The organism is Cellulomonas aerilata (assembly GCF_007991755.1).
In the GTDB taxonomy this organism is placed as follows: domain Bacteria; phylum Actinomycetota; class Actinomycetes; order Actinomycetales; family Cellulomonadaceae; genus Pengzhenrongella; species Pengzhenrongella aerilata.
Map to the genome: position 1 here is coordinate 45,680 of NZ_BJYY01000022.1, position 22,193 is coordinate 67,872.

Sequence of the window (22,193 nt, forward strand, 5' to 3'; positions counted from 1 at the left end):
GTGACGACGACGCCCTCCCGGGCCGCGACCCGGGAGGGCGTCGTCGTGCCCGGCGCCGGCGCGCTGCCGCGACGTCGGCGCACTCCGGCCCAACCCTGGCGCGCTCCCGCCGACCCCGGGGCTCGTCGTCCGGCACGATGGCCGCGATGAGCCACGACACCGCGACCGCCCCCAGCCAGCCCGACCCCGGGACGCCCGAGCCCCGGAGGCCCGACCCCGGGACGCCCGACGACCGTGCCGTGCCCGTCGGGCGCCGCGAGGACCAGGGCGGCCGGCTCGTCACCGTCACGGTGCCGGACGACGCCTCCCGCGACGCGCTCACGGTCCCCGACGGCGTGCAGCTGGAGCTGTGGGACCTGACGAGGGACCTGCCGGCCGAGGTCGCGGCGACCGTCGACGTCGTCGTCGTCCCGCACGGCGTCGTCGGCGAGACGCTGCGGCGCCTGCGGGACGTGCCGCACCTCGCCGTCGTGCAGCTGCCCAGCGCCGGCTTCGAGCACGTGATGCCGCACCTGCCGCCCGGCGTCACGCTGTGCAACGGCCGGGGCGTGCACGACGACGAGACCGCCGAGCTCGCGCTCGCGCTGACCCTCGCGTCGCTGCGGGGGCTCGACGACTACCTGCGGGCGCAGGACCGTCACGAGTGGACCTCCCGGACCCGTCCCTCGCTGGCGGACCGGCGGGCGCTCGTCATCGGGCACGGGGCGATCGGCGCCGCCGTCGCGCGGCGCCTGGAGGCGTTCGTCGTCGACGTCGTCCGGGTCGCCAGCACCGCGCGCGAGGAGGACGGCGTGCAGGTCCACGGCGTCGACGAGCTGCCCGACCTGCTGCCCGGTGCGGAGGTCGTGATCCTCACCGTCCCGCTGACCGACGAGACCGACGGGCTCGTGGACGCCGGCTTCCTGGCACGGATGCCCGACGGCGCGCTGCTGGTCAACGTCGCGCGCGGGAAGGTCGTCGACACCGGTGCGCTCCTGGCGGAGCTGCGGTCCGGCCGGCTGCGCGCGGCGCTGGACGTCACCGACCCCGAGCCGCTGCCGGCCGAGCACCCGCTGTGGTCGGCGCCCGGGCTGATCCTCACGCCGCACGAGGGAGGCAACACCACCGCGACGCCGCGCCGGATGACCACGCTCGTCCAGGACCAGCTCGAGCGCCTCGCCGCCGGCCGCGAGCTGGAGAACGTCGTCGCGCGGACCTGAGGGTCCGGCGGCGGCTGCCAGGCGGCGCGGACCCGGCCGAGGCCAGGTCCGCGCCGTCGTCGTGCCGGGCTCGCCGGGCTGCGCCACCCGCCCGCGTCACTCCAGGTGGGACTCGGCGAACACCCGCATCGCGTCGCGCAGGTACGGCGCCAGGCCGGGGGCGAACGCGTCGTAGGTGGCGGTGAACCGCTCGTCGTCGACGTACATCTGACCCAGGCCGATGTACGCCTCCCGGTCCGGCGTCCAGAACGTCGCGATCTGGCGGTGGTGGCGCGCCACCAGTGCCTGGACCCGCGGGTCGGCGACGTCGGCGCCCTCCGCCATCCTCTCGGCGAGCCCGCGGCCGATCGCGGTGCTCTCCTCCCCGAACGCCGCGCGGCCCTCCTTGCCGAGGCTCTCCCACGAGGCGTTGCTGCGGTCGACCGCCTCGTCGCCCCATCGCTCGCGCGCCTCGGCGTCGTACTGGCTGTTGTCGAACCCGGCGTACAGGTCCTTCGCTGCCATCTCGATCCCTCCTTCCAGTGAGCGGAGCGTGCTCTCCACGGTGCGCGCGAGCCGGTCGAACCGGTCCCGCTCGGCCAGCAGGCGGGCGTGGTGCTCGCGCAGCCGGCGACGTCGGACGACGTCGTCCCCGTCGGCGAGGATCTCGGCGACCGTCGCCAGGTCCACGCCGAGCTCGCGCAGGACGAGGACCTGCTGCAGGTGCAGCAGCTCCGTCCGGCCGTACAGCCGCCGTCCGCCCGCGGCGACCCCGGTGGGTCGCAGCAGCCCGACGGCGTCGTAGTGCCGCAGGGTGCGGGTGGTGACGCCCGCGAGCCGGGCGACCTCGCCGATCGTCCAGGCGTCGCGGCGGCCCCCGCCTCGCAGGGGCGTCCGGTCCGACGCGGCCTGCACGATCGCCTCCATGGCCCGCCCTCTCGTCCGTGTCGTGCGCTCCGACGGCGGCCGTTCCGCCGTCGCCCACGACGCTAGGAGTTGACGCTACGTCAACCGCAACCACGTGCATTGCGGGGCGCTGTGGCCCTGGGCCGGAGCGCCGTACGCGATACGGCGGCTGCCGTGCGGCACGGGCCCGGCGTTCATCCGCGGTGGGCCGCGTCGACTCCCACACGCGAGGCGTGAGGATCCAGCGACGGCGGGACCGGTGGGTGTTCACCGACGCGTCCGGACGGCAGATCGGTGAGCCGGACCACGACAGCGGGGCGTGGGGGCGCGGCCCGGGTGCGGTCGGCCCCGTTCGCAGCCGGCGCTGGGCCGTGTCGGTGGCCCCTGCCACAGTGGGCCCATGACCGAGCTGCCGCTGCACCGCACCGTCCAGGAGTCCGTCGACGCCCGGCACTGGCGCGTCCTGCTGAGGACCCTGCGGGCCACCTTCCGCACGGGGTCCTTCGCGCGGGGCGTCGAGCTCGTCGCCCGGATCGGCGAGGCGGCCGACGCCGCGAACCACCACCCCGACGTCGACCTGCGGTACGGGCGCGTGCACGTGGTGCTCACCAGCCACGACGCCGGCGGGCTGACGGAGCGCGACACGGCGCTCGCCGGCGTCATCTCGTCGATCGCCGACGAGCTCGGGATCGAGGGGGAGCCGGCCGCACCGCAGGCGCTGGAGATCGCGATCGACGCGCTCGACATCCTCGCGGTGCTGCCGTTCTGGCGGGCGGTCCTGGGCTACCAGGACGGCGGGGACGCGGAGGAGGTCGTCGACCCCGCCGGCATCGGCCCGACCGTGTGGTTCCAGCAGATGGACGCGCCCCGCCCGCAGCGCAACCGCATCCACGTCGACGTGACGGTCCCGCACGACGTCGCCGACGCGCGGGTCGAGGCCGCGCTGGCCGCCGGAGGACACCTGGTGTCCGACGCGAGGTACCCGGCCTTCCGGATCCTGGCCGACGCGGAGGGCAACGAGGTGTGCGTCTGCACCTGGCAGGGCCGGCAGCCCGAGTGAGCGCCGTCCGAGGTTCGAACAGCGACCGGCGCCCGTCGGCGGCCGACCTAGACTCGCGCGCATGACCAGCACCACCGAGAGCAGCACGTCCGCCGGCGGCCAGTTCACCCGCGGCAGCGCCACCGACCCGGCGGTGGACATCAAGCCCCGTAGCCGTCAGGTCACCGACGGGATCGAGGCCACCGCCTCGCGCGGCATGCTGCGCGCGGTCGGCATGGGCGACGACGACTGGGTCAAGCCGCAGATCGGCGTCGCGAGCTCGTGGAACGAGATCACGCCCTGCAACCTGTCGCTGCAGCGCCTGGCGTCCGCCGCGAAGAACGGCGTGCACGCCGGGGGCGGCTTCCCGATGGAGTTCGGGACGATCTCCGTCTCCGACGGGATCTCGATGGGCCACGAGGGGATGCACTACTCGCTGGTCTCCCGCGACATCATCGCCGACAGCGTCGAGACGGTCATGATGGCCGAGCGCCTGGACGGCTCGGTCCTGCTGGCCGGCTGCGACAAGTCGCTCCCGGGCATGCTCATGGCCGCCGCCCGCCTGGACCTGGCCTCGGTGTTCCTCTACGCCGGGTCGATCGCGCCGGGCTGGGTCAAGCTCTCCGACGGCACGGAGAAGGACGTCACGATCATCGACGCCTTCGAGGCCGTCGGCGCGTGCGCACGTGGCCTGATGAGCACCGAGGACCTCGGCCGCATCGAGCGCGCCATCTGTCCCGGCGAGGGCGCGTGCGGCGGGATGTACACCGCCAACACCATGGCGTCCGTCGCCGAGGCCATGGGCATGTCCCTGCCCGGCTCCGCCGCGCCGCCGTCGGCGGACCGCCGCCGCGACATGTACGCCGCCAAGTCCGGCGAGGCCGTCGTGGAGCTGCTGCGCAAGGGCATCACGGCGCGGCAGATCATGACCAAGGAGGCGTTCGAGAACGCCATCGCCGTGGTCATGGCGTTCGGCGGGTCGACGAACGCGGTGCTGCACCTGCTCGCGATCGCCCACGAGGCCGAGGTCGACCTGACGCTCGCGGACTTCTCCCGTGTCGCGAAGCGCGTCCCGCACCTGGGCGACCTCAAGCCGTTCGGCCGCTACGTCATGAACGACGTCGACCGCATCGGCGGTGTGCCGGTGGTCATGAAGGCGCTGCTGGATGCGGGTCTGCTGCACGGCGACTGCCTGACGGTGACCGGCAAGACCGTCGCGGAGAACCTCGCGGACATCGAGCCGCCGGACCCGGACGGCAAGATCCTGCGCGCCCTGGACAACCCGATCCACCGCACCGGCGGCATCACGATCCTCAGCGGGTCCCTGGCCCCCGAGGGCGCCGTGGTGAAGTCGGCGGGCTTCGACTCCGACGTGTTCGAGGGCACCGCCCGGGTGTTCGAGCGCGAGCGCGCCGCGATGGACGCGCTCGAGGACGGCACCATCCAGGCCGGCGACGTCGTCGTGATCCGGTACGAGGGCCCCAAGGGTGGGCCGGGCATGCGCGAGATGCTCGCCATCACCGGCGCGATCAAGGGCGCAGGCCTCGGCAAGGACGTCCTGCTGCTCACCGACGGCCGGTTCTCCGGCGGCACGACCGGCCTGTGCGTGGGCCACGTCGCACCCGAGGCCGTCGACGCGGGCCCGATCGCGTTCGTGCGCGACGGTGACCGGATCCGGCTGGACGTCGCCAACGCGACCCTCGACCTGCTCGTCGAGCCGGCCGAGCTGGCCGCCCGCGCCGGGGGCTGGGAGCCGCTGCCCCCCGTCTACACGCGAGGCGTGCTGGCCAAGTACGCCAAGCTCGTGCAGTCCGCGTCGAAGGGCGCCGTGCTGATCTGAGCGCCGTGCTGATCTGAGCGCCGTGCTGATCCGAGCACGGCCCCGCACGATCCCGCTGCGCCCCGGTCGCCCGAGCGGCCGGGGCGCAGCGTCGTCCCTGGTGCGTTCCGGCCGTCGGGCAACGCGTCACCGCACCCGCAGCACGAAGTCCTGGATGGCCACGACCCCGGCCCCGCGCGCCCACTGCGTGGAGTCGCCGGGCCGCGTCACCACGTCCAGGGCCGAGGCACGGGGGTCGCGGTCGGCGCGGATCGCCGCCTGCACCGTGGCCCACGCGGCGTCGGCGAGGGCGACCCCCTCGCCGGTCACCACGATCCGCTCCGGCATCGTCAGGTTGCCCACGGCGGCGAGGAGCCGGCCCAGCGCGCGGGCGGCGTCGTCGACCAGGCGGGCGCACGCCGCGTCGCCGTCGTGCGCGAGGGACAGCATCTCGTCGTAGCCCACCGGACGGCCCAGGGCGAGCGACGCCTGGCCGGTCAGGGAGGGGATCGTCAGCATCGCGGTCGCGCAGCCGCGGTGCCCCTCGGCGCACACCGCACCATGGGCGGACAACGGGTGGTGCCCGATCAGCCCGATCCCCATGTCCCTGTGCACGACCTGCTGGTCGTGCTGCACGAGGCCGTAGCCCACGCCGGCGCCGATGGTGATCACCGCCAGGCTCGGGCGCCCGCGGCCCTCGCCGAACCAGTGCTCGGCGGCGGTCAGCGCCGCGACGTCGTTCTCGACGACGGTGGGCAGCCCGGTGGCAGGCTCCACGAGATCAGCGAGCGGCACCTCGGACCAGTCGAGGAACGGCGCGGCGGTCACCTCACGGTGGTCGGGGGAGTGTCCCCCGAGCCCGATCCCCACACCCGTCACCGGCGTGCCGGCGGCGACCTGCGCGACGACGCCGGCCAGGACCGTGACCACCTGCTCGACGCCGTGATCGTGGACGGGCACCTCGACCACCCGGAGCACCGTGCCGCGCAGGTCGACCAGCACCGCGGCGGCGACCTCGCCGGTGAGCTTGACGCCCACGAAGTGGTGCGACGTGGGCACGACGTCGAGCGGCTGCGCGGGGCGGCCGGTGGCCGGGTCGGGCCGCGTGGGGGACTCCACCAGCAGGCCGGAGGCGAGCAGCGGCTTGGTCAGCCGCGACAGGCTGGCCTGCGACAGCCCGAGCCGCCGCGCGAGCTCGGCCCGCGAGAGCGGCCCGTGCAGCAGCACCTCCAGCGCCACCCCGTGCGCCGACCCGCTGGACGGGCTCCAGGCTTCGACGATCGTCACGGGTCTCCCTCCGGCGGTGCGGCCACATCTTGGCACGGGCCCCGGTGACCGAGTGGGGACCTCGTGCACCGGCTTCTTAGTTTCGAACCGGATGGAAGTAGCCGCGCCTAGTGTCGTCGTGGCGTCCCGCGCCGCGGTGTTGACGTCGGCTGACTTTCGCCACAACACTAAGTGGAGCGGCGCGTGATCCGGCGCCCCGGCCCAGCGGACACGGAAGTCTGACCATGCGCGCCCACCCTCACGTCCACCTGCACCCTCGTGCCGCGGGCGTCAGCGTCGTCCCGGACTGCTCGGGCGACCCGCTGCCCCGCGTCCTGCACCAGGGCGCCGACCTGGGGGAGGTGGGTGCGCCGACGGTGCGGGCGCTGCGCGCGACGAGTGTCGCCGCTGAGCCCGAGGTCGACCGACGCGCCGGTCCCGGTCACGTCGCCGCCCGAGCTGTCGCTGGGCTGGCTCGGCACGCTCTCAGCCGGCACCTGCCGCTTTCTCGACCGACTGAGCATCCACCCACATCCGAGGACGATGTGCCGTCGTCGCCGTCCCGTCCCGTCCCGCCGCGTCGCCGGCCCACCCGAGGAGCCATCCCGTGACCGACTCGCCCCTGTCCGACACCCCACGGCCCACGGCCGACCCGGACGCCCCCGGCGGCGCCTGGCCGGACGGCCCGCCCTGGTGGACGAGCGCAGTCGTCTACCAGATCTACCCGCGCAGCTTCGCCGACTCCGACGGTGACGGCGTCGGCGACCTGCGCGGCATCGCGAGCCGCCTGGACCACCTGCAGCACCTGGGGGTGGACGTCGTGTGGCTGTCGCCGGTCTACCGCTCGCCGCAGGACGACAACGGCTACGACATCAGCGACTACCAGGACATCGACCCCACCTTCGGCTCGCTCGAGGACTTCGACGCGCTGGTGGAGGGCATCCATGCCCGGGGGATGAAGCTCGTGATGGACCTGGTCGTCAACCACACCTCCGACGAGCACCCCTGGTTCGTCGAGAGCCGCAGCTCGACCGACAACCCCAAGCGCGACTGGTACTGGTGGCGCCGCCCGCGGGCGGGGATGGAGCCGGGCGCGCCCGGCGCCGAGCCGAACAACTGGGGTGCGGCGTTCTCCGGACCTGCCTGGGACCTGGACGAGGCCACCGGCGAGTACTACCTCCACCTGTTCTCCCGCAAGCAGCCGGACCTCAACTGGGAGAACCCCGAGGTCCGTGCGGCCGTGCACGCGATGATGCGCTGGTGGTTGGACCGCGGGGTCGACGGCTTCCGCATGGACGTCGTCAACTTCATCTCCAAGGACCCCGCCCTGCCCGACGGCGTCGTCCGCGAGGGTCGGGTGTACGGCGACGGGCACCCGCACTACGGGTACGGCCCGCGCCTGCACGAGTACCTGGCCGAGATGCACCGCGAGGTGTTCGCAGGCCGGCCGGGCCGGCTGCTCACCGTGGGGGAGATGCCGGGCGCCACCGTCGAGCAGGCGGTCAGGTTCACCGATCCCCGGCGCGCGGAGGTCGACATGGTGTTCACCTTCGAGCACGTGTCGCTGGACCAGGGCGCCTCGAAGTGGGACGTGCGCCCGCTGCGGCTGACCGACCTCAAGGCGACGTTCGGCCGGTGGCAGGCCGGCCTCGCCGAGGTCGGCTGGAACAGCCTGTACTGGAACAACCATGACCAGCCGCGCGTCGTGTCCCGCTTCGGGGACGACGACGCCTTCCGGGTCGCGTCCGCGACGGCGCTCGCCACGCTGCTCCACCTGCACCGGGGGACGCCGTACGTCTACCAGGGCGAGGAGCTCGGGATGACGAACGCGGGCTTCACCCGGATCGAGCAGTACCGGGACATCGAGTCGGTGAACCACCACCGGGAGGCGCTCGAGTACGGGTGGGCCACGGAGGACGAGATCCTGGCGTCCCTCGCGGCGATGAGCCGGGACAACGCGCGCACCCCGGTGCAGTGGGACGACTCGCCGCACGCGGGCTTCACCACCGGCGAGCCCTGGATCGAGGTCAACGCCAACCACCGGGAGATCAACGCCGCCGCGCAGCTCGACGACCCCCGGTCGGTGCTCGCGCACTACCGCCGGTTGATCGAGCTGCGGCACACCGAGCCCGCCGTGGCGCTCGGGGACTTCACCATGCTCCTGCCGCAGCACGAGCAGGTGTACGCGTTCACCCGTCGCCTGGGGCGCACGTCCCTCCTCGTGCTGGTCAACGTCTCGGGGGAGGAGCAGGCCCTCGACCTTCCCGGCGCCGACCGGTGGATGGGTGCCGGGCTCCTCCTGGGGAACCTGGACGGGAGCCCCGCTCCGGACGCGCCGCTGCGGCCCTGGGAGGCCCGGGTCCACCGCGTGGCCGGCTGACGCCCGCACCGGGCACCGACGACGACGCCGCACGGCACGGCGACCGGCCGTGGCGCCGGTGTCGCGTCACGCCGGTCCCGGCCGCACCGGGGCGGCGGTGCTCGACCGGACCACGAACTCGGTGGGGACGGTCTCGTGGTGCGGGTCCCCGACCGCGCCCTCGGGACCCAGCTGCTGCATCAGCAGCGCGGCCGCGCGTGCCCCCTGGCGCTCGGGGAACTGCTGCACCGTCGTGAGCCCGAACACCTCCCCGAGCTCGTGGCCGTCGACCCCCACCACGGACAGGTCGGCCGGGACCCGCAGCCCGAGGTCGCGGGCCGCGAGGATCGTCCCGGCGGCCATCTCGTCCGACGCGGCGAACACGGCGGTCGGGCGCTCCGGGCTCGCGAGCAGCAGCTTCGACCGTGCGTAGGCGTCGTTGAGGGTGAAGTCCGAGACGACCAGCCACGACGGCCGGACCTCGAGCCCCGCACGCGCCATCGCGTGCTCGAAGCCGCTGCGACGGGTGCCGGTGAGCGCGAAGTCGCGGTTCGGGTCCGTACCAGCGGTGATGTGGGCGATGGAGCGGTGCCCCAGACCGATGAGGTGCCCGGTGGCCAGCGCGCCGGCCGCCTCCTGGTCGATGCCGACCGTGCAGACGCCGGCCATCGCCCCTCCGACCCCGACGACCGGCCGGCCGATCGACAGCAGGTGGGCACGCTCGCGCCGGGTCAGCTCCAGTGCCACCGGGACGACGGCGTCGAGCCGCTGCCGGAGCAGGTAGTCCTCGAGCACCTTCTCCTGGTGGTCGTGGCTGCCACCGGTGGTGTAGAGCGAGAGGTCGTACCCCCGGTCCAGCAGCTCCTCGGAGATGCCGCGGACGACCTTGGCGAAGAACCACCGGTCGACCCCGGGGACGATGACGCCGATGTTCCGGCTGCGGCCGGAGGCGAGGCCGGCGGCGTTGGCCGACGGGACGAACTTGAGCTGGGCGCTCGCGCGCAGGACGCGCTCGCGCGCGTCGGGGGACACCGGTCCGCGGCCGCTCAGGGCGCGGGAGGCCGTGGCGGTGGAGACCTGCGCGAGCGCTGCGACGTCCTTGATGCTGGCCACCTGGCCTCCTCCGGGGCTGCTGGCCCCACGTCGATTGGAAGCGCTTCCAGCGGCACCCAGTCAGCGCCGCGCCCTCAGGAACGGGCGGTCGGCGGCGACGCTGTGACGCTCGACACATCGTAGTGGAAGCGGTTACAGTCGTCGCGGTCGATCACACGTCCAGCGCAGGACGCGGCGGGGCCCGGGACTCGCGACTAGCACGCTCCCGGCGCGACGCCCGTGGCGTCGGGCAGCACAGCCGCTGCCCGCTCGCCCCGGGTCCCGGTCGAGCCCGACGACGTCGGCACCGCCCAGCACCGCCCAGCCCCACGGTCGCCGCGCCGCTCCGTCGCCGCAGGCGCCGCACGACAGTCCTACGGAGGAGACGACGACGTGCCTTCCTCGCTACCACTCGGATCACGGGAGCTGACCCGTCGATCGTTCCTCCGGGGCGTCGGTGCCGCCGGCGCCACCGCGGCCCTGGCCTCGTGTGCGCCGAACCCGGGCTCGGGCGTCACCGAGATCGTCTTCTACCAGTCGAAGCCGGAGGTGATCGGCTACTTCGACCAGCTCATCGAGCGGTTCCACCAGGAGCAGTCCAGCGTCCGGGTGCGCCACGACGCCACCTCGAACATCGCCGGGTCGTTCGTCCGCGAGACCCCGCCGGACCTGGGCTGCCTCAACTACAACTTCGAGGTCTCGCGCTACGTCGAGCGCGGGGTCCTGAGCGACCTCGGCGACATGCCGGAGGCCGACCGGATCCTCGACGAGCTGCAGCCGCTGATCGACGTGACCGCAACGTACCCCGGGCGCACCAGCGTCATCCCGTACTCCCTGATGGCGGCAGCCGTCCTGTACAACCGGGACATCTTCGAGCAGGTCGGTGTCGAGCCACCGACGACGTGGTCGGAGTTCGTCGCCGTGTGCGACACGCTCACCGCCGCCGGCGTCACCCCGATCTACAGCACGTTCCGGGACCCGTGGACGATCGCGCAGGGCCACTTCGACTACTCGGTCGGCGGCATGGTCGACACCACGGAGTTCTTCACCGAGCTCAAGCAGCAGGGCGCCGACGTGGGGGTCGACTCCCCGGTCGCCTTCCAGAAGCAGTTCGTCGAGCCGGTCGAGCGGATGAAGCAGCTGGTCCAGTACACCAACGAGGACGCCGAGAGCCGGGGCTACGGCGACGGCAACCTCGCCTTCGCCAACGGCGAGGCCGCCATGTACCTGCAGGGGCCCTGGGCGCTGACCGAGATCGCCAAGTCCAACCCCGACATCAACGTCGGTGCGTTCCCGCTGCCGGTGACCGAGGACCCCGACGACCGCAAGGTCCGGGTGAACATCGACCTCGCGCTGTGGATCCCCGAGGGGTCGGCCAAGAAGGAGGCGGCGCGGGAGTTCCTGTCGTTCCTCATGCGGCCCGACGTCATCGACGCCTACAACGCCGAGGCGCTCGGCTTCGGGGTCACCGAGGACGCGGCACCGGTCACGAACACGACCCTCGTGGAGCTCAAGGAGTACTACGACCGCGCGGACTTCTACCTCGGTGCGTCCCAGCTCGTCCCGCAGTCGATCCCGCTGCAGAACTACACGCAGTCCCTGGCCACCGGCGACCAGCCGGAGCCGATCCTGCGAAGGCTCGACGCCGACTGGGCGCGTCTGGCCTTCCGTGCTCCCGTCCCTGAATGACCCTCGGACCCCTGCTCACACCGGAGATCTCTCATGGCCACAGCCACAGCACCCACCACCGGTGCCCGGTCCCGCGCGGACGCGGCGCCGAGGAACGTCAGGGCCGGTCGCTCCCGGGTCAACGGGACGTTCTGGCTCATGCTCGTGCCTTCGCTGGTGCTCTTCACCCTCGCGATCACCGTGCCGGCGATCATGGGGATCACGCTCAGCTTCACCGACTCGGTCGGGTTCGGTGAGTTCTCCTGGGTCGGGCTGACCAACTACGTCGCGATGTTCTCGGACCCGGCGATCCTCAGCGCGTACACCTTCACGATCGGGTTCGCGCTCGTCACGGTCCTGGTCGTGAACGTCGTCGCGTTCCTGCTCGCGGTCCTGCTGACCTCCAAGATCCGCGGAAAGGTCGTGCTGCGAGCGATCTTCGTGCTGCCCATGGTGATCTCGGGAATCATCATCGCGTACGTCTTCAGCTTCCTCTTCGCCAACTCCCTGCCGCAGCTCGGGGCGTGGATCGGCATCGAGCCCCTCGCCTCGAGCCTGCTCGCCAACCCCGACCTCGCCTGGCTGACGATCGTGTTCGTCACCGCCTGGCAGGGCATCCCGTCGGCCCTGCTGATCTACATCGCGGGCATCCTGTCGATCCCCGGCGAGGTGTACGAGGCCGCCGCCATGGACGGCGCCTCGCCGGCCCGGCGGCTGGTCTCCATCACCCTGCCGCTGGTCGCCGGGTACGTGATCATCAACCTGATCATCGGCTTCAAGAACCACCTCAACGCCTACGACATCATCGTCGGCCTGACCAACGGCGGGCCGGGCACCTCGACCCGCAGCGTCGCCATGACGATCTTCTCGGGCTTCACCGGCGGCGACTACGCGTACCAGATGGCCAACGCGACGGTCTTCTTCCTCATCGCCGTCGTCCTCGCCGTTCTCCAGCTGCGCACCACGCGCGGGAAGGCTGCGTTCTGATGACCCAGCAGACGCTCACGACCACGACGCCGGGCCAGGTCCCGATCCGCCGACGCCGCCCGTTCGCCGGCAAGGGGACCGAGGAGCACCCCAACCGGCCGGGGACCATCACGCTGCTGGTGTGCTCGATCGCGGTGTTCCTCCCGCTCTACGCGACCGTGACGATGGCGTTCAAGACCACCGCGCAGTCGGTCAACGGCCAGGTGTTCTCGCTGCCGTCCCCGCTGAGCGTGGAGGGCTTCGTCGAGGCGTGGCGGCTCACGAACTTCCCGCGCGGCTTCGCGATCTCGGTGTTCGTCACGGTCATCACCGTGGTGGGCACCGTGGTGCTCGCCGCCTTCGCGGCGTACGCGATCGCGCGGAACTGGGACCACCGGTTCTTCCGCGGTGCCTTCTACTACCTGCTCGCCGCGATGTTCTTGCCGTTCCCCGTCCTCGCGCTGTCGCAGGTGAAGCTCACCGGGATGGTCGGACTGGCCAACCCGTTGGGGGTGGCCATCCTGCACATCATGTTCCAGCTGTCGTTCAGCGTCCTGCTGTTCACGGCGTTCATCCGCGGCCTGCCCGAGGAGCTCGAGGAGAGCGCCCGCCTGGAGGGGGCGACGACCTGGACGGTCTTCCGGCGCATCGTGTTCCCGCTGATGGCCCCGATGAGCGCGACCGTGGCGATCTTCGCCTTCCTGGCCTCGTGGAACGACTTCATGATGCCGTCGCTCATCACCGCCGACTCGACCCTGCAGACGCTGCCGGTGCTGCAGAGCGTCTTCCAGACCCAGTTCAGCAGCAACTACAACGTCGCCTTCGCGTCCTACCTCATGGCGATGGCGCCGGCGATCATCGTCTACCTCTTCACCCAACGGTGGGTCATGTCCGGGGTCACGCAGGGTGCCATCAAGTAGCGCCGGACCGGAGGGGCTCCGCCACATGACCACGCCCACGAGCGGGTCCGGCGCGCCGTGGTGGCGCGACGCGGTCATCTACCAGATCTACCCGAAGTCCTTCGCCGACTCCGACGGGGACGGCGTGGGCGACCTGCCGGGCATCACCGCCCGGCTCGACCACCTCGTGTGGCTGGGGGTCGACGCGGTCTGGCTGTCGCCGTTCTACCCGTCGCCGCAGGCGGACGGCGGCTACGACGTGTCGGACTACTGCGACGTCGACCCGCTCCTGGGGACGCTCGCGGACCTGGACGCGCTCCTGGACCGCGCCCACGGTCTGGGCCTGCGGGTCGTCGTCGACCTGGTCCCCAACCACTCCAGCGACGAGCACCCCTGGTTCCGCGCCGCGCTCGCCACCGGGCCCGGCAGCCGCGAGCGCGACGTGTACGTGTTCCGTCGCGGGACCGGGCAGCACGGCGAAAGGCCGCCGAACAACTGGCAGTCGATCTTCGGGGGCCCGGCCTGGACCCGCGTCGACCGCCTGACCGGCGACTCCCGCGACGTCGGCGAGTGGTACCTGCACTCGTTCGACCCCAAGCAGCCGGACCTCAACTGGGACAGCCCGGTGGTCCGGGCGCGGTTCGAGGACGTCCTGCGGTTCTGGCTCGACCGCGGGGTCGACGGGTTCCGCGTCGACGTCGCGCACGGCCTGGTCAAGGCGGAGGGCCTGCCCGACTGGGACGGCGGCGGGGCGGCGATGGTCATGGGCGGCGACCGGGCGCGGGCGCCGCAGGTCGGGAACCCGCCGACGGACCCGGTGGCGGGCCCGGTGACGGACCTGGTGACGGACTCGGTCGTCGAGCTGGGGCCGATGTTCGACCAGGAGGGCGTGCACGACATCTACCGCTCGTGGAACCGGCTGCTCGTGACGTACCCGGGCGACCGCGCCATGGTCGGCGAGGCGTGCGTGGAGCCGGCGGAGCGCGCGGCCCGGTACGTCCGGCCGGACGAGATGCAGCAGGCCTTCAACTTCCCGTACCTGCAGTGCCGGTGGGACGCCCCGGCGCTGCGGCACGTGATCACCGTGTCCCGGGAGGCGGACGGAGCCGTCGGTGCCCCGACCACCTGGGTGCTGTCCAACCACGACGTCGTCCGGCACGCGTCCCTGCTGGGCCTGCCGGACACCGGACGGTCCCCGAGCGGCATCGGGGCAGACGACCCGCAGCCGGACGCGGAGCTGGGGCTGCGCCGGGCGCGCGCCGCCGTCCTGCTCATGCTCGCCCTGCCCGGGTCCGCCTACCTGTACCAGGGGGAGGAGCTGGGGCTCCCGGAGCACACGACGCTGCCGGACGCGCTGCGCCAGGACCCGATCTGGACCAGGTCCGGCGGGACCAAGCGGGGCCGGGACGGCTGTCGGGTGCCGCTGCCGTGGCAGTCCGACCGTCCGGGCTTCGGCTTCGGGCCGACAGGACGCACCTGGCTGCCGCAGCCCGCCGACTGGGCCGCGCTCGCGGTCGACGTGCAGCGTGAGGACCCCGGGTCGACGCTGAGTCTCTACCGGACGGCGCTCGGGCTCCGCGGCCGGCTCCGGCTCGGTTCGGGGGACCTGCGCTGGGTCGCGCTCGACGGCGCCGACCCGGCTCGCGTGCTCGCGTTCCGCAACGGCGACGTCCTGGTGGTGGTCACCGTCGGGGGCACCGCGGTCCGCGTCCCGGACGGTGGCACGGTGCTGCTGCGCAGCGATGGACCGGCCTCCGCCGGCGACCTGGTGGTCGGCCCGGACACGACGGCCTGGATCCGCGTCAGCAGCCCGGACGTCCACCAGACGGGCACGTGAACCACGATCCGAGACGGCAGGGCGCCGGGATGACACCTGCACGGTACGCGGCGTACCCTGCCGGTGTGCAGACGATCGTCGTAGTACTTCCCGAGCGCGCCGACTGAGGCCTGCACGGCCCTTCGTCTGCGCGCATCCCCTCGACCGGCCCGCCAGCGGGCGACGAGGGGATTTTTTGTGCCACCTCGCCGCACCGTCACGCGGACGGCGAGCCCGAGCAGTACCGCTCTCGACAGCCAGGAGAGACCGATGGTCCAGGGTCAGCACCCGGCGCCGCCGCGCACCAGCGCCGGCACCAGCCCGACGGCGCCCGAGCGCGCCCGCCCGTCCGCAGCACCGGCGCAGGTCCAGGCCCAGGCCCAGGCCGGACGGCTGTCCGCCGTCGCTCGCCCCGAGACGGTCGTCGCCCCGCAGGACGTCACCGGCGCCGAGTCGATCGTCCGGTCCCTCGAGGAGGCCGGCGTCGACGTCGTCTTCGGCATCCCGGGCGGCGCGATCCTGCCGACCTACGACCCCCTCATGCACTCCGAGCGGCTGCGGCACATCCTCGTGCGGCACGAGCAGGGCGCCGGCCACGCCGCGTCCGGGTACGCCCACGCGACCGGCCGGGTCGGGGTGTGCATGGCGACGTCCGGGCCGGGCGCGACCAACCTGGTGACGCCGATCGCGGACGCCAACATGGACTCCATCCCGATGGTGGCCATCACGGGGCAGGTCGGCGCCGCGATGATCGGCACGGACGCGTTCCAGGAGGCCGACATCGTCGGCATCACGCTGCCGATCACCAAGCACAACTTCCTCGTGACCGACCCCGACGACATCCCGCGCACGATCGCCGAGGCGTTCCACATCGCCTCGACCGGCCGTCCGGGCCCGGTGCTGGTGGACATCGCGAAGTCGGCGATGCAGTCGCGCACCACGTTCTCCTGGCCGCAGGACCTGCACCTGCCCGGGTACCACCCGGTGACCAAGCCGCACGCGAAGCAGATCCGGGAGGCCGCCCGGCTGCTGGCGACCGCCCGCCGCCCGGTGCTCTACATCGGTGGCGGCACGATCCGCTCGGGCGCCTCGGCCGAGATGGTCCGGCTGCTCAACCTGTCCGGCGCGCCCGCGGTCACCACGCTGATGGCCCGCGGGGCGATCCCTGACTCCCACCCGCAGAACCTCGGCATGCCCGGCATGCACGGCACGGTCGCCGCCGTGGCCGCGCTGCAGAAGGCGGACCTCATCGTCGCGCTGGGTGCGCGCTTCGACGACCGCGTGACGGGCAAGCTCGCGAGCTTCGCCCCGAACGCCGCCGTCATCCACGCCGACGTCGACCCGGCCGAGATCGGCAAGAACCGCGCCGTGGACGTGCCGATCGTGGGGGACCTGCGCGAGGTCATCGCGGACCTGCTGCCCGAGCTGGAGCGCGAGCACGCCCAGCACGGCAAGCCGGACCTCGAGGGCTGGTGGCGCCAGGTCGACGACTGGCGCGAGACGTTCCCGCTCGGCTACGACGAGCCCGACGACGGGCACCTCGCCCCGCAGCACGTCATCCAGCGCATCGGGGAGATCTCCGGTCCGGACTCGATCTACGTGTCCGGCGTCGGTCAGCACCAGATGTGGGCCGCCCAGTTCATCAAGTACGAGCGGCCCAACACCTGGCTGAACTCCGGCGGCCTGGGGACCATGGGGTACTCGGTGCCGGCGGCCATGGGCGCCAAGGTCGGCCAGCCGGACCGCACCGTGTGGGCGATCGACGGCGACGGCTGCTTCCAGATGACCAACCAGGAGCTGGCCACCTGCACGATCAACGAGATCCCGATCAAGGTCGCGGTGATCAACAACTCCTCGCTCGGCATGGTGCGCCAGTGGCAGACCCTGTTCTACGAGTCCCGCTACTCCAACACCGACCTGCACACCGGGCACGGGACCGTGCGCGTGCCGGACTTCGTCAAGCTGGCCGACGCCTACGGCTGCGTGGGCCTGCGCTGCGAGACCAAGGCCGACGTCGACGCGACCATCAAGCGCGCGATGGAGATCGACGACCGCCCGGTGGTCGTGGACTTCACCGTCTCGCGGGACGCGATGGTGTGGCCGATGGTCGCCGCCGGGGTCTCCAACGACGAGATCCAGTACGCCCGCGGCATCAGCCCGGCCTGGGACCGGGAGGAGTAGTGCGCCGCATCGGGCTGCTCGGCGGCACCTCCTGGGAGTCGTCCGCCCACTACTACGCGCTGCTCAACCAGGGCGTCCGCGAGCGCGTGGGCGGGTTCCACTCCGCCGACCTCGTGCTGCGGTCGGTGGACTTCGCTGAGGTCGAGGCGCTGCAGAGCGCGGGGGACTGGGCCGCGCTCGGCGCCCGGTACGAGTCCGAGGCGGCGGCGCTGGCCGCCGCGGGGGCCGAGGTGGTCGGCATCCTCGCCAACACCATGCACCTCGTGCACGACGACGTCGTGCGCGGCGCCGGGGTGCCGGTGGTGCACGTCGTCGACGCCGTCGCTGCCGCCGCCGTGGATCTCGGCGTCACGCGCCTGGCGCTGCTCGGCACGCGCTACACGATGGAGTCCTCGCTGTACCCCGACCGGCTCGCCGGGCACGGGCTCACCTCGCAGGCGCCGTCCGGCGCGGACGCCGCCCTGGTGCACCGGGTCATCTACGACGAGCTGGTCCACGGGGTCGTGCGCGGCGAGTCGCGGACCGCCCTGCAGGGTGTCGTCGCCCGGATGGTCGCCGCCGGCGCCCAGGCGGTCGTCCTCGGGTGCACGGAGCTCTCGATGATCCTCACCGCGCACGACCTGCCCGTCCCGGTCCTGGACACCACGGCCCTGCACGTCGGGGCGCTTCTGGACGCCGCACTGGAATCGCAGACCACTCAGGAAAAGGGTGCAGCATGAGCAGGCACACGCTGTCGGTGCTGGTGGAGAACAAGCCCGGCGTGCTGACGCGCGTGGCGGGCCTCTTCGCCCGCCGCTCCTTCAACATCCACTCCCTCGCCGTCGGACCGACCGAGCACCCGGAGATCTCCCGGATCACCGTCGTCGTCGACGTGGAGGGAGGTCCGCTGGAGCAGGTGACCAAGCAGCTCAACAAGCTCATCCACGTGCTCAAGATCGTCGAGCTCGAGCAGAGCTCGTCGGTCCAGCGCGAGCTCCTGCTCGTCAAGGTCCGGGCGGACCTGGCCCAGCGCAGCCACGTGCTCGAGGTCGTCGAGCTCTTCCGTGCCCGCGTGGTCGACGTCGTCCCGGACGCCGTGACCATCGAGGCGACCGGGAGCCCGGACAAGCTGACCGCGCTGCTCGCCGCGCTCGACCCGTTCGGCGTCCGCGAGATCGTCCAGTCCGGCACGGTCGCGATCGGCCGCGGCTCGCGGTCGATCACCGACCGGGCGCTGGAGCGCGTGAGCCGCTCGGCCTGAGAGCCTTCCCCCGCACGTCCACCGCACCACCGACGAACCAACGAGGAGATCCACCGTGGCTGAGCTGTTCTACGACGACGACGCCGACCTGTCCATCATCGGCGGGCGCACGGTCGCCGTGATCGGGTACGGCAGCCAGGGCCACGCCCACGCGCTGAACCTGCGCGACTCGGGCGTCGACGTCCGCGTCGGCCTGCGCGAGGGCAGCGCGTCGCGCACCAAGGCCGAGAACGAGGGCCTGAAGGTCCTGAGCGTCGCCGACGCCGTCAAGGAGGCCGACGTCGTCGTCGTGCTCGCGCCGGACCAGGTCCAGCGGCACGTGTACCGCGACGAGATCGCCCCGAACCTGGCCGACGGCGCCGCGCTGGTCTTCGGCCACGGCTTCAACATCCGCTTCGGCTACATCACCGCCCCCGAGGGCGTCGACGTCGTCATGGTCGCCCCCAAGGGCCCGGGCCACCTCGTGCGCCGGGAGTTCGTCGACGGCCGCGGCGTGCCGGTGATCGTCGCCGTCGAGCAGGACGCGTCCGGCCAGGCGTGGCCGCTCGCGCTGTCCTACGCCAAGGCGATCGGCGGGCTGCGCGCCGCCGGCATCAAGACGACCTTCACCGAGGAGACCGAGACCGACCTCTTCGGCGAGCAGGCCGTGCTGTGCGGCGGCGCCTCGCAGCTCGTCCAGTACGGCTTCGAGACCCTGACCGAGGCCGGCTACCAGCCCGAGGTCGCCTACTTCGAGGTGCTGCACGAGCTGAAGCTCATCGTCGACCTCATGGTCGAGGGCGGCATCGCCAAGCAGCGCTGGAGCGTCTCGGACACCGCCGAGTACGGCGACTACGTCTCGGGCCCGCGGGTCATCGACCCGCACGTCAAGGACAACATGAACGCCGTCCTGGCCGACATCCAGTCCGGCGCGTTCGCCGAGCGGTTCATCACCGACCAGGACAACGGGGGCACGGAGTTCAAGGAGCTCCGGGCCAAGGGCGAGGCGCACCCGATCGAGGCGACCGGCCGTGAGCTGCGCAAGATGTTCGCGTGGGTCAAGCCGTCCGACTCCGACTACGTCGAGGGCAGCGCCGGTCGCTGACCCGACCTCTGTGCGGTGGGGCGACTCGCCCGCCCCACCGCCTCACCCTCCCCGCCGCCTCACCCCTCCGCCAAGTGCGACGTTGCGGACCTCTCGCTCCGTGCTCGAGGTCCGCAACGTCGCACTCGGGTGCTGTGAGGTCCGCAACGTCGCACTCGGCTGCTGTGAGAGGTGGGCGACGTCGCAGTCGGCTGCCGGTCGAGGTCTGCGACGTCGCACCCGGCGGCCGGGGACGGTCAGCCCTCGGCGCGGGCGGAGCGGTCCAGGTCGTCGGGCTGGTCGTCCGCAGCGGGCTCGTCCGTCGGGTGCGGTGCAGGTCGGCCGACGGCCTGGTCGGCCTTGACCGCCTCGCGGGCGCCCCGGGGCTGCTCCGGCCCGACGGTGGAGTCGGCGTCGGTCTGGTGCTCGGCCTCCGCGTTGATCTCGGCGCCGAGCAGGATCGCCAGCACGGACAGCCACATCCACACCAGCAGCACGACGACGCCGGCGAGCGCGCCGTAGCTGCGCGAGTACCGGTCGAACTCGGCGACGTACAGCGAGAAGACGGCCGAGGCGACCAGCCAGAACCCGGTGGCGACCAGCGCGCCGACGGTCACCCAGGAGACCCGGGGCTTGCGGCGGTCGGGGCCGTAGCGGTAGATCGCGCCCAGGGACAGCGCGAAGACGCTGAGCACCAGCAGCCAGCGCCCGAGACCGAGCAGGAAGCCGCCGTCGAGGACGGCCGGGACCACGGCCACCAGGGTGAGCAGGACGGCGAACACCACCGCCGAGCCCAGCGTGAACAGCAGCGCGAGCCACCGCCGGCGCAGGAACCCGGACCGCTCCGTCTCCTCGTAGACGACGTTGACCGAGATGAGCAGGTGGTCCATCCCGACGAACGCCGACCACAGCGCGACGAGGACCGACACGACGGCCGCGAGTCCCAGCCGTCCCCCGTCGGCGGCGACCAGCTCCTGCATCTGCTCCGCGAGCAGGTCCGCCGCCGCGGCCGGCAGGGTGCGGGCGAGCGCGTCGACGTGCTCGGCCAGGTCGGCCGGGGTGCTCACGAGCCCGTAGAGCAGGACGGCGGCGATGAGCGACGGGAACAGGGCGAGGAACCCGAAGAAGGCGATGCCCGCCGCGATGAGCGTGACGCGGTCGACGAAGGCCCGCTGCAGCGCGCGCAGGACGATCTGCCGCCATCCCCGCGCCGGGATGCGGATCGGCGAGTCGGCGTGCGCACCCGGGTGCGCCCGCTCGTGGTGGTCGACGCTCACGGGGCGCACCTCCGGTCGGGTGGTCCCAGTGTGGTGCGGGCGGGGCGGGTCGTCGCGCCCGACGGGCGGCCGGGAGGGGAGGATGGGTCCATGACCGATCCCGACGGCGCCGCGGGGCTGGACGCCCCTGACGGCGTGCCGGCCCCCGACGGCCTTCAGGCGCCCGACGTCGCGGCCCCCGACGACGTCCCGGCCCCCGACGGCGTCCCGGCACCGGACGGCGTCCCGGCCCCCGACGGTGACGAGATCGCGGCGTTCTGGCACCTCGCGCGGACCCGTGCCGGGCTAGGACGGCTGGCGGTGCTCGTCGGCCCCGGTGCCGCCGCGAGCGTCGCGCCACCCGCGTGGGCCTTCGGCGACTCCCCGGGGCTCGCGGACGAGCTGCTGGACCTCGTGCTGCGCGGGCTGAAGACGGCGACGACGACGGCGCTGTGGGAGCTGACCGACGCGGGCCAGCCCGTCCCCGAGCGGGGCGACCTCTCGATCGTGCTGGACGGCCGAGGCCACCCGCGGGCGCTCATCCGCACCACCGAGGTCCGCATCGCCCGGTTCGCCGACGTGGACGCCGACCACGCCCGCCGCGAGGGGGAGGGCGACCGGTCGCTGGAGACCTGGCGCGCCGAGCACGAGCGGTACTTCGGGCGCCTCGGGGCCGCGGTCGGCCGGGCCCTGGATGACGACACCCCGATGGTGCTGGAGCGGTTCGAGGTCCGCTTCCCCACGGGTGTCCGGACGCGCTGACCGGGTGGGCCGGGTGCTGCGACACCGGGTGCTGCGACGCGGTGTGGTGCGACGCCGGGCGCCCGAGGGGCGCGGGTCGGCCCGGGAGAGCAGTCGGATGACGCCTCGCGTGCGCTCGGTCGCACCGGTCGCCGCCGTCGTCCTCGCCCTGCTGCTCGCCGGCTGCGGCGGCGCGGACCCCACGCCCGTCGCGCTCGGCGGGCCGCCCGAGACCGGTTCCCCGGCGACGGCCTCATCGACCCAGGCGGCACGTCCTCCGCAGACCACCGCGCCGGAGGACCTGACAGCCGAGGACCTGCTCGGGCTGTGGGGCGCGGGCGAGGACGGAGGCGCCGAGATCGTCCTGGAGCTGGACGCCGACGGCACGTTCACCCGGGTCAGCCTGCTGCGCGAGGAGCGCGAGGGCGGGACGTTCCGGTTCCAGGACGTCGTCGAGGGGACGTTCCGGGTCGGCGACGGACGCCTCACGCTGCGCCCCACGGCCGGGACGCAGACCGTGGACGACCCCGAGTCCGGCGACGGGCCGGTGAGCACGCGCAAGGCCGACCTGGACCGCGAGCAGCACGGCGTCGAGCTGCGCGAGGGCGGTGCCGTCCTCGTCCTGACCCCCGCCGACGGCGCCCCGCTGCTCCTGGCGCGCCAGCAGTCCTGACCGGTGCCGCCGCGCCCGGGTCCCGTGCGGC

At 73.0% G+C, this 22,193-nt stretch carries 18 protein-coding genes; 14 read left to right on the forward strand and 4 right to left on the reverse strand.

What is annotated here, in order from left to right:
• Nucleotides 1–146: 146 nt before the first annotated feature.
• Entirely contained in the window at nt 147–1,199 is a 1,053-nt protein-coding gene (locus tag CAE01nite_RS17140; protein ID WP_146906757.1) for a 2-hydroxyacid dehydrogenase, read from the forward strand.
• Between the two features lie 96 nt (nt 1,200–1,295).
• Here the strand turns inward: CAE01nite_RS17140 and CAE01nite_RS17145 are convergent, their stop codons facing one another.
• Nucleotides 1,296–2,105 (reverse strand): MerR family transcriptional regulator, encoded by an 810-nt coding sequence (locus CAE01nite_RS17145; protein ID WP_146906758.1) that lies wholly within the window; start codon nt 2,103–2,105, stop codon nt 1,296–1,298.
• A 379-nt stretch (nt 2,106–2,484) separates the two neighbouring features.
• Between CAE01nite_RS17145 and CAE01nite_RS17150 the strand changes: the two genes are divergently transcribed.
• Both CAE01nite_RS17150 and ilvD read left to right on the forward strand, forming a co-directional pair.
• Complete coding sequence (locus CAE01nite_RS17150) at nt 2,485–3,144, forward strand: 4a-hydroxytetrahydrobiopterin dehydratase (RefSeq protein ID WP_146906759.1); 660 nt, start codon at nt 2,485–2,487, stop codon at nt 3,142–3,144.
• Between the two features lie 61 nt (nt 3,145–3,205).
• The gene (gene ilvD, locus CAE01nite_RS17155) at nt 3,206–4,963 is read left to right on the forward strand and encodes a dihydroxy-acid dehydratase (RefSeq protein ID WP_246131308.1); all 1,758 of its coding nucleotides are present in this window, start codon (nt 3,206–3,208) and stop codon (nt 4,961–4,963) included.
• A gap of 126 nt (nt 4,964–5,089) precedes the next feature.
• Here ilvD and CAE01nite_RS17160 read toward each other — a convergent pair whose 3' ends face one another.
• Nucleotides 5,090–6,229, reverse strand: a complete 1,140-nt coding sequence (locus CAE01nite_RS17160) for an ROK family transcriptional regulator (protein ID WP_222595977.1) — start codon at nt 6,227–6,229, stop codon at nt 5,090–5,092.
• 586 nt (nt 6,230–6,815) lie between these two features.
• Between CAE01nite_RS17160 and CAE01nite_RS17165 the strand changes: the two genes are divergently transcribed.
• Nucleotides 6,816–8,588 (forward strand): glycoside hydrolase family 13 protein, encoded by a 1,773-nt coding sequence (locus tag CAE01nite_RS17165; protein WP_281285617.1) that lies wholly within the window; start codon nt 6,816–6,818, stop codon nt 8,586–8,588.
• A 66-nt stretch (nt 8,589–8,654) separates the two neighbouring features.
• On the opposite strand, the gene CAE01nite_RS17170 is transcribed toward CAE01nite_RS17165, so the two are convergent.
• The gene (locus CAE01nite_RS17170; RefSeq protein WP_146906760.1) at nt 8,655–9,680 is read right to left on the reverse strand and encodes a LacI family DNA-binding transcriptional regulator; all 1,026 of its coding nucleotides are present in this window, start codon (nt 9,678–9,680) and stop codon (nt 8,655–8,657) included.
• A 372-nt stretch (nt 9,681–10,052) separates the two neighbouring features.
• On the opposite strand from CAE01nite_RS17170, the gene CAE01nite_RS17175 reads away from it, so the two are divergent.
• From CAE01nite_RS17175 to ilvC, 8 genes are all read left to right on the forward strand, one after another.
• Nucleotides 10,053–11,348, forward strand: a complete 1,296-nt coding sequence (locus CAE01nite_RS17175; RefSeq protein WP_146906761.1) for an ABC transporter substrate-binding protein — start codon at nt 10,053–10,055, stop codon at nt 11,346–11,348.
• Nucleotides 11,349–11,381: 33 nt separating this feature from the next.
• On the forward strand, nt 11,382–12,314 hold the full coding sequence (locus CAE01nite_RS17180) for a carbohydrate ABC transporter permease (RefSeq protein WP_146906762.1): 933 nt from the start codon (nt 11,382–11,384) through the stop codon (nt 12,312–12,314).
• Nucleotides 12,314–13,213, forward strand: a complete 900-nt coding sequence (locus CAE01nite_RS17185) for a carbohydrate ABC transporter permease (protein ID WP_146906763.1) — start codon at nt 12,314–12,316, stop codon at nt 13,211–13,213. Before CAE01nite_RS17180 ends, CAE01nite_RS17185 begins: the two co-directional genes overlap by 1 nt.
• A gap of 25 nt (nt 13,214–13,238) precedes the next feature.
• Nucleotides 13,239–15,029 (forward strand): glycoside hydrolase family 13 protein, encoded by a 1,791-nt coding sequence (locus CAE01nite_RS17190; RefSeq protein WP_146906764.1) that lies wholly within the window; start codon nt 13,239–13,241, stop codon nt 15,027–15,029.
• Between the two features lie 249 nt (nt 15,030–15,278).
• Nucleotides 15,279–17,189: an acetolactate synthase large subunit gene (locus CAE01nite_RS17195; RefSeq protein WP_146906765.1), complete on the forward strand. Its 1,911-nt coding sequence runs from the start codon at nt 15,279–15,281 to the stop codon at nt 17,187–17,189.
• Nucleotides 17,189–17,908, forward strand: coding sequence for an aspartate/glutamate racemase family protein (locus CAE01nite_RS17200; protein ID WP_146906766.1), 720 nt, complete (start codon nt 17,189–17,191; stop codon nt 17,906–17,908). The genes CAE01nite_RS17195 and CAE01nite_RS17200 overlap by 1 nt, the downstream gene beginning before the upstream one ends.
• The gene (gene ilvN / locus CAE01nite_RS17205; protein WP_146906767.1) at nt 17,905–18,429 is read left to right on the forward strand and encodes an acetolactate synthase small subunit; all 525 of its coding nucleotides are present in this window, start codon (nt 17,905–17,907) and stop codon (nt 18,427–18,429) included. The genes CAE01nite_RS17200 and ilvN overlap by 4 nt, the downstream gene beginning before the upstream one ends.
• Before the next feature lie 55 nt (nt 18,430–18,484).
• The gene (gene ilvC, locus CAE01nite_RS17210) at nt 18,485–19,513 is read left to right on the forward strand and encodes a ketol-acid reductoisomerase (RefSeq protein WP_146906768.1); all 1,029 of its coding nucleotides are present in this window, start codon (nt 18,485–18,487) and stop codon (nt 19,511–19,513) included.
• A gap of 236 nt (nt 19,514–19,749) precedes the next feature.
• On the opposite strand, the gene CAE01nite_RS17215 is transcribed toward ilvC, so the two are convergent.
• The gene (locus CAE01nite_RS17215) at nt 19,750–20,769 is read right to left on the reverse strand and encodes a YihY/virulence factor BrkB family protein (RefSeq protein WP_146906769.1); all 1,020 of its coding nucleotides are present in this window, start codon (nt 20,767–20,769) and stop codon (nt 19,750–19,752) included.
• A 90-nt stretch (nt 20,770–20,859) separates the two neighbouring features.
• Between CAE01nite_RS17215 and CAE01nite_RS17220 the strand changes: the two genes are divergently transcribed.
• Nucleotides 20,860–21,510 carry an ASCH domain-containing protein gene (locus tag CAE01nite_RS17220; RefSeq protein WP_222595978.1) on the forward strand — a complete coding sequence of 217 codons (651 nt, stop codon included), beginning with the start codon at nt 20,860–20,862 and terminating at the stop codon, nt 21,508–21,510.
• A gap of 97 nt (nt 21,511–21,607) precedes the next feature.
• Nucleotides 21,608–22,162 (forward strand): hypothetical protein, encoded by a 555-nt coding sequence (locus CAE01nite_RS17225; RefSeq protein WP_146906770.1) that lies wholly within the window; start codon nt 21,608–21,610, stop codon nt 22,160–22,162.
• Nucleotides 22,163–22,193 lie beyond the last annotated feature (31 nt).

Coding starts and splice junctions, on each gene's coding strand:
- CAE01nite_RS17140 (WP_146906757.1), top strand. CDS start 147: ATGAGCCACGACACCGCGACCGCCCCCAGCCAGCCCGACCCCGGGACG.
- CAE01nite_RS17185 (WP_146906763.1), top strand. CDS start 12,314: ATGACCCAGCAGACGCTCACGACCACGACGCCGGGCCAGGTCCCGATC.
- CAE01nite_RS17145 (WP_146906758.1), bottom strand. CDS start 2,105: ATGGAGGCGATCGTGCAGGCCGCGTCGGACCGGACGCCCCTGCGAGGC.
- CAE01nite_RS17225 (WP_146906770.1), top strand. CDS start 21,608: ATGACGCCTCGCGTGCGCTCGGTCGCACCGGTCGCCGCCGTCGTCCTC.
- CAE01nite_RS17150 (WP_146906759.1), top strand. CDS start 2,485: ATGACCGAGCTGCCGCTGCACCGCACCGTCCAGGAGTCCGTCGACGCC.
- CAE01nite_RS17195 (WP_146906765.1), top strand. CDS start 15,279: ATGGTCCAGGGTCAGCACCCGGCGCCGCCGCGCACCAGCGCCGGCACC.
- ilvD (WP_246131308.1), top strand. CDS start 3,206: ATGACCAGCACCACCGAGAGCAGCACGTCCGCCGGCGGCCAGTTCACC.
- CAE01nite_RS17180 (WP_146906762.1), top strand. CDS start 11,382: ATGGCCACAGCCACAGCACCCACCACCGGTGCCCGGTCCCGCGCGGAC.
- CAE01nite_RS17220 (WP_222595978.1), top strand. CDS start 20,860: ATGACCGATCCCGACGGCGCCGCGGGGCTGGACGCCCCTGACGGCGTG.
- ilvN (WP_146906767.1), top strand. CDS start 17,905: ATGAGCAGGCACACGCTGTCGGTGCTGGTGGAGAACAAGCCCGGCGTG.
- CAE01nite_RS17190 (WP_146906764.1), top strand. CDS start 13,239: ATGACCACGCCCACGAGCGGGTCCGGCGCGCCGTGGTGGCGCGACGCG.